This is a genomic window from Campylobacter novaezeelandiae (genome assembly GCF_018968685.1).
In the GTDB taxonomy this organism is placed as follows: Bacteria; Campylobacterota; Campylobacteria; order Campylobacterales; family Campylobacteraceae; genus Campylobacter_D; species Campylobacter_D novaezeelandiae.
In genome coordinates, this window is the sequence record NZ_CP076657.1 from 923,006 (window position 1) to 934,703 (window position 11,698).

Consider the following 11,698-nt stretch of genomic DNA (forward strand, 5'->3'; position numbering starts at 1 on the left):
TAAAAAATATACTTAATTTTATTTAGTCTATAACGCTAAAGTTATATTAGTATACATATATAAATTTAAGTAATTTAATATGATTGTGATGAATTTTTACTTGAATTTTGTTCAAAATACTCATCACTTTCTAAAGTTTTCACAAAACGCCCTATTCTGTTCCATCTTACATTTTTCTCCTCATCCCAAGAAAAATATACAAACCAAGGACTTCCAACAATTAAACTATAAGGCACACTTCCCCAAAAGCGACTATCATAAGAATTATCCCTATTGTCGCCTACCATAAAATATTCATTTTCTGGAACATCAAAAACATAAGCATTGCCTCCGTTAAATCCTACATTGGTGCCTAATTCTTTAAAATAAATAGGAGACATAGCAAAATCATTTCGCATCATATATTCTAAAATATCACCTTCTATATTTTTATGTATATCATAATGAATCCCTTTTTGCTTATAAGGTTCTTTTACATAAATTTCCCCACCTAAAATAACTATATCATCTTTATAATGCTCTTTCATAAAATCATCGCCTTCGTGCATTCTTATATATAAAGTTTTATTAGCATAAACTACACGATCAAGACCTAAAGCTACACAACGTTTTACATAATGTTCTTTGGTATTTTTAGGATTTCTAAAAACTACTATATCCCCTCTTTTAGGCCCCTTAGCAGAAATTAAATGTCCATTTTTATTAAAATCAGGCAAAATAGGAATTTCAAGCCAAGGAATATGTGGAGTTGGAATACCATAACTAAATTTTTTTACAAATAAAAAATCCCCAACTAATAAAGTATTTTTCATAGAACCAGAAGGGATAACAAAAGCTTGAATAAAAAAGAATATTACTAAAAGAACAATAACAACTGTTCCAGTCCATGACTGAGAAAAACGATAAAGTTTTTTTAAAAATTGCATATAATTTCCCTAAAATTAAAGTCTATTTTTTGCTGATTTGACTGTATTTTCTAAAAGCATTGCTATAGTCATAGGGCCTATACCTCCTGGTACAGGCGTAATGTAGCTTGATTTTTTTGAAACATTTTCAAAATCAACATCACCTACAATTTTATTATCAATATAATTAATACCAACATCTATAACAATAACGCCCTCTTTTACCATATCAGCCTTTAATAAATGAGCACAACCTGCAGCAACTACAATCAAATCAGCCTTTTTAGTGTAAAAATTTAAATCCTTTGTCTTAATATGACATATACTTACACTAGCACCAGCATTTAAAAGCATACTTGCCATAGGACGCCCTACTATATTAGACGCTCCAATCACTACAGTATCAAGTCCTGCTAAATTAATATCATAAGCCTTTAAAAGCTTGATCACCCCTAAAGGTGTACAAGGTAAAAAACCGCTTTCTAAACCTAAATTTAAATATCCAACATTTATAGGATGAAAACCATCAACATCTTTAGAACTTGCAATATTTTCTAAAATAATATCCTTATTAATATGGCTTGGCAAAGGAAGTTGGATTAAAATTCCATGTATACTATCATCATAATTTAAGGTATTAATAAGAGCTAAAAGCTCATTTTGTGTTATATCTTTTTTCAGATGATAAGAAAGCGATTTAATGCCACAAAATTCACAAGCTTTAATTTTATTTTGCACATAAATTTTACTCGCTTCATCATCTCCGACTAAAATAACAGCTAAACAAGGTTCTATAGATTTTTCTTTAAGCTCTAATACTTTAAGTTTTAATTCATTTTTTATTTTTAAACTTAAAGCCTTGCCATCAAGTAAAACCATTGTATTCCTTTTTAAATTTATACATTTTTTAAAATAAAAATTGTATCATATTAAGAATTTATTAACAAGGTAAAATTTGAGACTTATTTTTATAGTATTATTGATTTTTTCAAAACTTTTTGCAGAAGATTTTATCACTATGAAAGAATATGCCAAAATGCTATATGAAAATCCTAGAGGAATTAGCTGCAAAGAATGTCATGGAAAAGATGGTGGAGAGCAAATTTTAGGATATATCATCAAAAAAGATACAAAAATACCTTATAAAATTCCAAGTATTCAAAATTTAAGTTTTGAAAAATTTAAACTAGCTCTTACTCAAGAAAAAGATTCAAGATCTATTATGCCAAGTTATTCTCTTACCGAAGATGAAATAATAACTTTATATAATTACATCAATCACAAGGAAAAATAATGACAAACAAACAAGCTTTTGAAGAATCATCTAAATTTATAGCTGGTGGAGTTAATTCTCCTGTTCGTGCCTTTTTAAATGTTCAGAGCAATCCTTTATTTATAGATCATGGCAAAGGTGCTTATATTTATGATATTAACAATGAAGCTTATATTGATTATGTTCAAAGCTGGGGACCTTTGCTTTTTGGACACTGTGATAAAGATATACAAAATGCTTGTATTAAAGCTTTAAAAAAGGGATCAAGTTTTGGTGCCCCTACTCTACTTGAAACTGAACTTGCAAAACTCATTTTAGAATCTTTTCCTCATCTTGATAAAATTCGTTTTGTAAATAGTGGCACAGAGGCAACAATGAGTGCCATAAGACTTGCTAGAGGATATACAAAAAAAGATAAAATTCTTAAATTTGAAGGTTGTTATCACGGACATTCTGATTCTTTATTAGTAAGTGCTGGAAGTGGAGCTGCTACATTTAATTCTCCTAGTTCTTTAGGCGTTTTAAAAGATGTTGCAAAGCAAACTTTAGTAGCAACTTATAATGATATAGAAAGTGTTAAAGAGCTTTTTCATAAACATAAAGATATAGCCTGTGTTATTATAGAACCTATAGCTGGAAATATGGGTTTAGTAAAAGGGGAAATTAATTTCTTAAAAGAACTGGCTAAAATTTGTAAAGATAATGAAACTTTGCTTATTTTTGATGAAGTAATGAGTGGGTTTAGAGCTTCTTTTTTAGGTTCATATGCAATCAATAAAATAGAAGCTGATATTGTAACTTTTGGTAAGGTTATAGGTGGAGGAATGCCAGCAGCAGCTTTTGCAGCAAAAGCTGAAATTATGGACTATTTAAGTCCACTAGGTGGAGTTTATCAAGCAGGAACTCTAAGCGGAAATCCTTTAGCTATGGCAGCAGGGATTGCAAGTATTAGCAAAGCAAAAAATACTAAAAATCTCTACACCAAACTTGAAAAACTTGCCAAAAAACTAACTTTAGGGCTTAAACAACTTGCCAAAGAAAAAGGTATAGCACTACAAACTTCTTATGTTGGATCAATGTTTGGATATTTCTTTAACGAAAATGAAGTAAAAAATTATCAAGATGCTTTAAAATCTGATTTAAAACTTTTTGCTAAATTCCATCAAAATATGATTAAAAATAAAATTTATTTAGCTCCTTCTTCTTTTGAAACGGGTTTTATTTGTTCAAAAATGACTCAAAAAACTATCGATCTTACTTTAGAAGCAGCAAAAGAAAGTTTTAAAAAATTATGAACAAAAGAAAAAAGATTATTCAAAAAAGCATAGAAGCTGCCAATGGCCTAAGCCTTGGAATTTCTATTATTGTTGCTATTATTATTGGTGTAGCTTTGGGTTATTTTTTAAAAAAAATTACAGGACTTACTTTTCTTTTTTGGCTTGGAGTTTTTTGGGGGATAGCAGCGGCTATTTTAAATGTATATAAAGCCTATAAAGCACAAGTTAAAAGCTATGAAGAATTTCAAAATAAAAAATGAAAACAAAAGATAAAAAAAAATTATTTTTATTATTTATTATTGCCCATATATTTTTTTATGGGTTTTTATTTTTTATCCATTCTTTAAATCAAAAAAATATTATAAGTTTTGAAATTGCATTTTTTAGTAGTTTATTAATTATCATTATCTCGTATTTTAATTATCAAAAAAATATTATAAAAAATACTAATAAATATCAATTTTACCAAATGCCAAATATTTTTATTAAAAATTATAAAAAAGATCAAAAAATTATAAAATTTAAAAAAGCAAATGACGATTTAGACCTGAATTTTAAAGATAAAATAAAAAATTTTACTTTATTTTTTACTTTATTTAAATTACTAGCCTATGGAATTTTAGTTGCTGGATTTTTATTTTTAAACCGCAAAGGCATATTTTCTGCTTTTGCTTATTTGGGTGGAATTTCAGCCTTATTACTTTGTATTATAATATTTGCCTTGTGTGTGAAATATGAGTTTAACAAGAATAATTAGATCTTTAATGGCATTATTTGCCTCTATGGCTTTTTTATTTGCTGGAAATGCCTTGATGATGAGCTCAATAGGAGTAATTTTAAAAGAAAATAACTCAAGCTCTTTGGTAATAGGGATTATTAGTTCTTGTTTTTTCATAGGAGCATTATGCGCAACAATAGGAATTCATAAAATCATATCTAAAATAGGACATATTAGATCTTTTGGACTTTTTGTATCTATTTTTGGAATTTCTGCTATTTTACATGCTTTAAGCAACAATCTATTTTTTTGGGCTTTTTTAAGATTTTTAATTGGAATTTGTTATTATGGTTTACTTATGGTCATAGAATCTTGGCTCAATGAAAAATCTAAAAATGCTACAAGATCTAGAATTTTAGGCTTTTATGAGATAATTTTTTATTTCTCTTATGCTTTAGGTACTTTAATTTTGGCTTTAAATTTAAGTCAATATACAATTTTTATTATAAGTGCTAGTTTGATTTTATTTTCCTCCTTGCCTTTAAATTTAATCAAAATCAAAGAACCAGCGATACCAAAACCTCATCCTATTTCTATACCTAAAATTTTTAACATTGCTCCATTAGCTATTGCGACGAGTCTTGTTGGGGGATTGCTTATTGGAGGATTTTTTTCCATGTCTTCTTTATTTATTATTTTACAAGGCTATGATACAAAATTTGTTTCTTATTTCATAGCTTGTGCAACTTTAGGGGGATTTTTAGCTCAAGCAATTATGGGTTTTATCTCCGATAAATTAGGAAGAAAATTTGCTATTATTATCTGTGTTCTCATAGGCTTTTTAACTATGTTATGCTTTTTATTGTTTAAGCCAAATATTTATTTTCAATATTTTCTAGCTTTCTTTTTAGGTTTTGGGACTTTTTGTCTTTATGCTTTAGCGCTAGCTCGTGCTAATGATGCCCTAACATCGAAAGATAGTATAGTAGAACTTGGACGCGGAGTATTGTTTTGTTATTCTTTAGGATCCTTAATCTCTCCTTTAATTTTGGGTATTTTAATGCAATATTTTACTTTTTATGGTTTTATTTATTTTTATGCATTTTTATTTGCTTTTTTATTTATTTTTGCTATTAATAAGCCAAATTTCATTTCTAAAAAAATAAAAATCTTAAAGATAAGATAATGATTAATACGGCTCTCACAAATCAAATAGGAACAAAACTCAAAAATGAAATTAAACCTGAGTCAAATTCTAAAGATGATGTATTAAAAGATAAATTAGATCCTAAAAATCTTTTAAATAAAACTTTAAAACAAAATTTAGATAAACCTATAGATTCTCAAGAAGATATACAAAAACTCATACAAAGTAAAACTGATTTAAAATTTAAAGAATTAATCAATAAACTTCTTGATCAAATTAATGCTCAAAAAAATCCGAATTCTCCTGTCCTAAAACAAGCCAATAAATTAAATCTTGCTCCAAATTTTGCAAACGAATTAAAAAGCTTGATACAAGAACTTTCAAAAAATAATCAATTTTCACAAGTATTAAATAAATTAGAAAATTTATTAAAACCAGTAACAGAAATTAAAAACAATGATATAGCCTTATTATTTAAAAATTCTGGAATATTTTTTGAAGCTAAATTAAAAGATTCTCTTAATAAAGAACTTTTACCTAAAAGTTTTTATAGTCTTATCAATGGAATCAAATCTTTAAGCAATGAAAATATTATCAATGAAATTTTAGAACTAGACTCTTTAAATTTAAATCCAAAACAAAGCTTAGAAAAACTTAAAAATATTATAGAAAAAAATATCAGAGAAAATAAACAAATTATACAAAACAGTCCTTTTAATGCTTTGATAAATCTAGGTAAAAAAATTACAAATTTTAAAAATTATATTAACAAAAATCCTGAATTATCCCAGAAAAAAATTATCACAATAGCAAATAAAATTCTAAATGAAATCAATACATTGAAAAAAGATTTTATAAAAGATCTTAGTAAACCTCAAAATATAGCAATCAAAAATCCACAAATTCTTAAACAAACTATGCAAAGTTTAGACAAACTCGAACGCACTTTAAAAAACATTATTGAAAAAGCTTATCACAAAACAGACAACGAAAAAAATACTCAAATTACAACTTCAACAGAAAAAAAGGAAAATCAAACCCGTACTAAAGATATTAAACTAGAAACAAAAGAATTAAAAGATGAAACAATAAAAAATCAAGAAAATGTAAAAAAAGAAGATATAAATCAAAAAGATGAAAAAAAACAAGAAAACACAAAAGAAGAGTCAAAAACACCTCAAACAAAAGACAAAGAAAACGACAAAAAAGAAATAAAATTTGATAAAAATAATGAAAATAAATTAACACAAAAAGAAATAAAAAATTCCCAAAAAATTGATTTGAATACAGAAAATAATACTCATAAAAATGAAAATTTAAATCAAAATATATTCAATAATCTAATAAAAAACGAAAATTTAAATGAGCAAAATATTAAAAATTTAATTTTTTTAAATAATGGAGAGATACTAAATGAAGCGGAAGATTTAAGTAAAGCTTTATCATCATTTTCTAAAAAAATTGAAGAAAGTTTAAAACAACTTGATCCAAATTCTAAAAATGCCAAGAATATTTTAGTGGAATTAAAAAATATTGATCACAAAATTAATCTTTCTATGAAAGATATACAAAATATTAAACCAAGAACCCAAAATGACATAAATCACGATATACAAAATGATATAAAATCTACCTTACTTCAAGTTTCAAATTTGGCCAAAGCAACAGACAATGAAGCTATTTTTAATCAAGCAAATAGACTGATTGCACAAATTGAAATCAATCAATTAATGTCCTTGGCTAATAATTCTATTAACACTCATATACCTTTTTCTTGGGATGATTTAAATGATTCTAAAATCATTTTCAAAAGAGGAAAAAAAGATAAATTTTTTGCTCAAATTAAACTTGAATTTTCAAAACTTGGAAATTTAGAAATTTTAATTGCTTTAAATAACCAAAAATATATAGATATAAATATAATGGCAGAAAATCAAGAATTTAGAAAAAATATTTATGAAAATGCACACAAACTTAAAAAAAATATCAACAAAGCAGGTCTTTTAAGTGCAAATTTCTTTGTTGGTGATATTATTAAATCAAAATTTGATATACATACAAAAAATTTCGATTTAAATATGGGAATGGATAAAAAAGTTTGATTTAAATTTTCAAATAAAAATTATCTTAAAAATTTAAATACCATCTTCTTACTTCTTATAATAAAAAATTATCCATTACACATAATCTCTTTGATAAAAATCATTTTTTAAAATATTTCAAAAATCAAGATAACAAAAATAATCACACCAAGTAATTTTAAAAATATTTTTTCTTAAATAAGATATATTTAATTTTTATTAATATAATATTTTATTAATATTAATAAAATAAAGGTGGCAAAATGGAGCTCTTAATCAATCTCAATGAAGGCACTCAATTTGCAATCCAAATCATTATCGTTCTTATTTGTCTTTTTTATGGAGCAAAAAAAGGAGGTATAGCACTTGGATTGCTTGGAGGAATAGGAATTTTAATACTTGTCTTTGTTTTTCATATAAAACCAGGAAAACCAGCTATTGATGTAATGCTAACAATTTTAGCAGTAGTTGTTGCAAGTGCTACTCTACAAGCTAGTGGCGGACTTGATGTGATGCTTCAAATTGCAGAACGTATTTTAAGACGCAACCCGAAATTTCTAACCATACTCGCACCTTTTATAACTTGTTTTTTAACTATACTTTGTGGAACGGGTCATGTTGTTTATACTATAATGCCAATCATTTATGATATAGCCATTAAAAATAACATTCGCCCAGAACGCCCAATGGCTGCAGCTTCGATCTCTTCTCAAATGGGGATTATAGCAAGTCCAGTTTCTGTTGCTGTTGTCTCACTTACAGCACTTTTGCTAAATTCTAACCATAAACTAGCAGGATTTGATGGTTATATAAATTTATTGCAAATTACAATACCTAGCACACTTTTTGGAGTTTTATGCATAGGAATTTTTTCATGGTTTAGGGGTAAGGATTTAGATAAAGATGAGAAATTTCAAAATAAACTCAAAAATGAAGAATTTAAAAACTATGTTTATGGAAATACTAAAACTTTATTAAACGAAAAGCTTTCAAAAGATAATTGGCTAGCAATGTGGATTTTCTTAGGTGCTATTATCTGTGTTGCTTTGCTTGGAATTTTTGATTTTTTACGTCCAAATTGGGGACAAATTATAAAAAATAATATTCCTCAATTTGATAGCTTAGGAAATCCAAAAATAGATATTTTATCTATGGTATCTGTTATACAAATGTTTATGCTTTTAGCGGGATCTTTGATAATTATTTTTACTAAAACAGAGGCTAAAAAAATTGCTTCAAATGAAATTTTTAAATCCGGAATGATTGCTATGGTAGCAGTTTTTGGGATATCTTGGATGGCTGATACTATGTTTGCTATTCACACTCCAATGATGAAAGAAATGCTTGGAAATATAGTTAAAGATTATCCTTATACTTATGCAATTATGCTTTTATTGATTTCAAAATTTGTTAATTCTCAAGCCGCAGCTATTTCAGCTTTTGTCCCATTAGCTTTAAATATTGGCGTAGAACCTGGAATTATTATAGCTTTTGCAGCAGCTTGTTATGGGTATTACATTTTACCTACTTATCCAAGCGATTTAGCAACAATACAATTTGATAGATCAGGAACAACTCATATAGGAAAATTTGTAATCAATCATAGTTTTATCATACCTGGACTTTTAGGTGTATTTAGTTCTTGTGTAGCTGGATATTTAATTGCCTTAAGTGCTGGATATATTTAATATTTTGATTTAATTATATAATTAAATCAATCATTATTCATTTATCTAAATATTATATTTATTAAAATCTTATATAATAAATACGTTTAAATAGTAAAAGAGATAAAATGAATCCTTTCTTAAAAGCCAAAGATAAAGACTATACTAAAAAAGATTTAATTATTACCTTAGAAAAGCTAGGTATTAAAAAGGGTGATATACTTTGTGTGCATACTGAACTTTTTAATTTTGGTTTTCCTCTACTTCCTAAAAAAGAATATCTTAGTATTTATATAGAGTCTTTTTTAGAAGTTTTAGGAGAAAGTAGAACTCTTATAATGCCTACTTTTACCTCTTGATGTTTATAAACAAATAGCAATATTAAAAAATTCTAATAATTTTAAAAAAGAAAAATTTGGAAATTCTCATATCGTAAATATAAATTCTAAATCTTATCTAACAAATACTTTAAAAAAATTACTAGATGATCCTTATTGTCTTTTAGAAAATTAAATTCTAATTCAAATAAAAATCATAATCTTGTTTAAAAAATTTATTAATTCACAAAAAGATAAATTTAAAAGTAAATTTTAGAAAATATATATTTTATTTGAATTTTAAAGCTTTTATTTTGATATTATTTAACACTTTTATTTCTTTAGGTCAATAATAAAGTCGATAAAAAAATATAAGTATAATAAATTAAAAATAATCTAAAATAATTAAATCTTTAGCAAAATCCTATTTTATAAATAAAAAGAAGTAAAAAAACAATACATTTGGTTGCGAAGGGGAGATTTGAACTCCCGACCTTCGGGTTATGAGCCCGACGAGCTAACCACTGCTCTACTTCGCGATATTAAGAAATGGATGGGGTAAAGGGATTCGAACCCCTGAATGACAGGACCAAAACCTGTTGCCTTACCGCTTGGCGATACCCCAATAAAAACCAAAATTATAATTAAATTTAATTGATTTGTCAAGCAAATAAAGCTATAATTTTTAAAAAACTTAAGGATTTAAATGAAATTTATAAGTATAGAGCAAGCCATTGAAGATTTAAAAGCAGGAAAAATGCTCGTAATGGTAGATGCAGAAGACAGGGAGAATGAGGGAGATATTATTTTTCCAGCTGAGTTTAGTTCAAAAGAAAAAGTAAATTTTACTATAAAAGAAGCAAGGGGGGTTGTATGCGTTGCTTTAAGTGAAAAATTGGCTAAAAAATTTGAACTTCCTTTGATGGTTCCAAATAATACTTCCAATCACGAAACAGCTTTCACTATAACCATTGACGCAAAAGAAGCGACAACTGGGGTCAGCGCTTATGAAAGAAATATGACTATAAAACTTTTAACAGATGAAAATGCAACAGCACAAAGCTTCGTTCGTCCAGGACATATAAATCCTTTAATAGCTAAAAAAGGCGGAGTATTAGAACGCACTGGACATACCGAAGGTAGCGTTGATTTATGTCGTTTAGCAGGACTTAAAGAAGCTTGCGTAATTTGTGAAATTGTCAAAGATAATGGAGATATGGCAAGACGTGCTGATTTAGAAGAATTCTGCCAAAAACATAATTTAAATATGATCACAGTTTCTGATTTAATAGAATATCGTTTAAAAAATGAAAGTTTAATTGAGTTAATTAATCAAAGCTCTAGCTCTCTTGCTGGTTTTGCAGCGCAAAAATACGAATTTAAAGATCATAACGGAATTAGACATATTGTTTTTTCTTTTAAAGAACCGAAAAAAATTGAAAATGTAAAATTTCATTCAAGCGGAAGTGATTTTGAGCTTCTTACTTCTGATAAATTTTCTACACTGCTAAAACAAATAGAATTTTTATATAAAAATGGCGGTCTTATTGTTTTTATGCAAGGAGAAAAAACACAAGCAATTCAAGTAAAAAACTATGGAATTGGGGCACAAATTCTTAGATATTTTGGGGTAGAAGAAATAAATTTAATATCACAAAATCATGATAAAGATTTTATAGGACTTAAAGGTTTTGGACTTAATATTAAAACTTGCAAAATAGCATAAAATGCTATTTGCTTGCTTTTTCTATGTATTCACCTCTTGTAGTATCCACTCTAATTACTTCACCTTCTAAAACATGAAAAGGGATTTGTACAACAGCTCCAGTTTCTAAAGTAGCTGGTTTTTTATTGGATCCTTGAGTATCACCTTTAAAATTTGGCGCTGTTTCTATGATTTTAAGTTCTACAACCTGAGGAACCTCAACACCGATTGCTTTACCATTATGAAATAAAACTTCTACCATCATACCATCTAAAAGCCATTTTTTAGCCTCACCTACATCATCTTCTGTAATAGCTACTTGCTCATAAGTTTCAGTATCCATAAACTGACAATTTTCACCATCATCATAAAGATACTGCATTTTTTTATTTTCTAAATTTGGCGCTTCACACTTATCGCCTGCATGAAAAGTCTTTTCAAGAACCTTTCCATCAATAAAAGATTTTATCTTAATACGTACAAAAGCAGGACCTTTTCCTGGTTTTACGTGTTGATATTCTACTATTTTAAAAGGAATACCATCAATTTCAATTTTTAAACCTTTTTTTAAATCACCCATCGAATAAGATGCCATAATCATTTCCTTA

12 protein-coding genes and 2 tRNA genes are annotated in these 11,698 nt (G+C 27.0%); 9 read left to right on the top strand and 5 right to left on the bottom strand.

The window, feature by feature from the left end; translation table 11 throughout:
- Nucleotides 1-74: 74 nt before the first annotated feature.
- Nucleotides 75-926, bottom strand: coding sequence for a signal peptidase I (gene lepB, locus CNZW441b_RS04745; RefSeq protein WP_131186604.1), 852 nt, complete (start codon nucleotides 924-926; stop codon nucleotides 75-77).
- Between the two features lie 15 nt (nucleotides 927-941).
- Complete coding sequence (folD, locus tag CNZW441b_RS04750) at nucleotides 942-1,784, bottom strand: bifunctional methylenetetrahydrofolate dehydrogenase/methenyltetrahydrofolate cyclohydrolase FolD (protein ID WP_131186605.1); 843 nt, start codon at nucleotides 1,782-1,784, stop codon at nucleotides 942-944.
- Between the two features lie 139 nt (nucleotides 1,785-1,923).
- Between folD and CNZW441b_RS04755 the strand changes: the two genes are divergently transcribed.
- From CNZW441b_RS04755 to CNZW441b_RS08135, 8 genes are all read left to right on the top strand, one after another.
- Nucleotides 1,924-2,199 carry a hypothetical protein gene (locus tag CNZW441b_RS04755; protein ID WP_234194087.1) on the top strand — a complete coding sequence of 92 codons (276 nt, stop codon included), beginning with the start codon at nucleotides 1,924-1,926 and terminating at the stop codon, nucleotides 2,197-2,199.
- On the top strand, nucleotides 2,199-3,473 hold the full coding sequence (gene hemL / locus CNZW441b_RS04760; protein ID WP_216681265.1) for a glutamate-1-semialdehyde 2,1-aminomutase: 1,275 nt from the start codon (nucleotides 2,199-2,201) through the stop codon (nucleotides 3,471-3,473). Before CNZW441b_RS04755 ends, hemL begins: the two co-directional genes overlap by 1 nt.
- The gene (locus CNZW441b_RS04765; protein WP_131162854.1) at nucleotides 3,470-3,715 is read left to right on the top strand and encodes an AtpZ/AtpI family protein; all 246 of its coding nucleotides are present in this window, start codon (nucleotides 3,470-3,472) and stop codon (nucleotides 3,713-3,715) included. Before hemL ends, CNZW441b_RS04765 begins: the two co-directional genes overlap by 4 nt.
- Nucleotides 3,712-4,212: a hypothetical protein gene (locus CNZW441b_RS04770; protein WP_131162855.1), complete on the top strand. Its 501-nt coding sequence runs from the start codon at nucleotides 3,712-3,714 to the stop codon at nucleotides 4,210-4,212. Before CNZW441b_RS04765 ends, CNZW441b_RS04770 begins: the two co-directional genes overlap by 4 nt.
- Nucleotides 4,190-5,359, top strand: coding sequence for an MFS transporter (locus CNZW441b_RS04775; protein ID WP_131165786.1), 1,170 nt, complete (start codon nucleotides 4,190-4,192; stop codon nucleotides 5,357-5,359). The genes CNZW441b_RS04770 and CNZW441b_RS04775 overlap by 23 nt, the downstream gene beginning before the upstream one ends.
- Nucleotides 5,359-7,422 carry a flagellar hook-length control protein FliK gene (locus tag CNZW441b_RS04780; RefSeq protein WP_131165787.1) on the top strand — a complete coding sequence of 688 codons (2,064 nt, stop codon included), beginning with the start codon at nucleotides 5,359-5,361 and terminating at the stop codon, nucleotides 7,420-7,422. Before CNZW441b_RS04775 ends, CNZW441b_RS04780 begins: the two co-directional genes overlap by 1 nt.
- 242 nt (nucleotides 7,423-7,664) lie before the next feature.
- The gene (locus tag CNZW441b_RS04785; protein WP_131165788.1) at nucleotides 7,665-9,089 is read left to right on the top strand and encodes an anaerobic C4-dicarboxylate transporter; all 1,425 of its coding nucleotides are present in this window, start codon (nucleotides 7,665-7,667) and stop codon (nucleotides 9,087-9,089) included.
- Nucleotides 9,090-9,196: 107 nt separating this feature from the next.
- Nucleotides 9,197-9,427, top strand: a complete 231-nt coding sequence (locus CNZW441b_RS08135; RefSeq protein ID WP_279586429.1) for an AAC(3) family N-acetyltransferase — start codon at nucleotides 9,197-9,199, stop codon at nucleotides 9,425-9,427.
- 421 nt (nucleotides 9,428-9,848) lie between these two features.
- Here CNZW441b_RS08135 and CNZW441b_RS04795 read toward each other — a convergent pair.
- Nucleotides 9,849-9,924, bottom strand: a tRNA-Met gene (locus CNZW441b_RS04795).
- Between the two features lie 11 nt (nucleotides 9,925-9,935).
- Nucleotides 9,936-10,010: transfer RNA gene (locus CNZW441b_RS04800), tRNA-Gln, on the bottom strand.
- Between the two features lie 81 nt (nucleotides 10,011-10,091).
- Between CNZW441b_RS04800 and CNZW441b_RS04805 the strand changes: the two genes are divergently transcribed.
- Complete coding sequence (locus CNZW441b_RS04805) at nucleotides 10,092-11,111, top strand: bifunctional 3,4-dihydroxy-2-butanone 4-phosphate synthase/GTP cyclohydrolase II (RefSeq protein ID WP_131165789.1); 1,020 nt, start codon at nucleotides 10,092-10,094, stop codon at nucleotides 11,109-11,111.
- A gap of 4 nt (nucleotides 11,112-11,115) precedes the next feature.
- Here the strand turns inward: CNZW441b_RS04805 and efp are convergent, their stop codons facing one another.
- Complete coding sequence (gene efp / locus CNZW441b_RS04810) at nucleotides 11,116-11,685, bottom strand: elongation factor P (RefSeq protein WP_131162859.1); 570 nt, start codon at nucleotides 11,683-11,685, stop codon at nucleotides 11,116-11,118.
- Between the last annotated feature and the right edge of the window lie 13 nt (nucleotides 11,686-11,698).

Excerpts from the sequence above, each read along its gene's own strand:
- hemL (WP_216681265.1), top strand. The coding sequence starts at position 2,199 with ATGACAAACAAACAAGCTTTTGAAGAATCATCTAAATTTATAGCTGGT.
- CNZW441b_RS04785 (WP_131165788.1), top strand. The coding sequence starts at position 7,665 with ATGGAGCTCTTAATCAATCTCAATGAAGGCACTCAATTTGCAATCCAA.
- lepB (WP_131186604.1), bottom strand. The coding sequence starts at position 926 with ATGCAATTTTTAAAAAAACTTTATCGTTTTTCTCAGTCATGGACTGGA.
- efp (WP_131162859.1), bottom strand. The coding sequence starts at position 11,685 with ATGGCATCTTATTCGATGGGTGATTTAAAAAAAGGTTTAAAAATTGAA.
- CNZW441b_RS04780 (WP_131165787.1), top strand. The coding sequence starts at position 5,359 with ATGATTAATACGGCTCTCACAAATCAAATAGGAACAAAACTCAAAAAT.
- CNZW441b_RS08135 (WP_279586429.1), top strand. The coding sequence starts at position 9,197 with ATGAATCCTTTCTTAAAAGCCAAAGATAAAGACTATACTAAAAAAGAT.
- folD (WP_131186605.1), bottom strand. The coding sequence starts at position 1,784 with ATGGTTTTACTTGATGGCAAGGCTTTAAGTTTAAAAATAAAAAATGAA.
- CNZW441b_RS04765 (WP_131162854.1), top strand. The coding sequence starts at position 3,470 with ATGAACAAAAGAAAAAAGATTATTCAAAAAAGCATAGAAGCTGCCAAT.
- CNZW441b_RS04805 (WP_131165789.1), top strand. The coding sequence starts at position 10,092 with ATGAAATTTATAAGTATAGAGCAAGCCATTGAAGATTTAAAAGCAGGA.
- CNZW441b_RS04775 (WP_131165786.1), top strand. The coding sequence starts at position 4,190 with ATGAGTTTAACAAGAATAATTAGATCTTTAATGGCATTATTTGCCTCT.
- CNZW441b_RS04770 (WP_131162855.1), top strand. The coding sequence starts at position 3,712 with ATGAAAACAAAAGATAAAAAAAAATTATTTTTATTATTTATTATTGCC.
- CNZW441b_RS04755 (WP_234194087.1), top strand. The coding sequence starts at position 1,924 with ATGAAAGAATATGCCAAAATGCTATATGAAAATCCTAGAGGAATTAGC.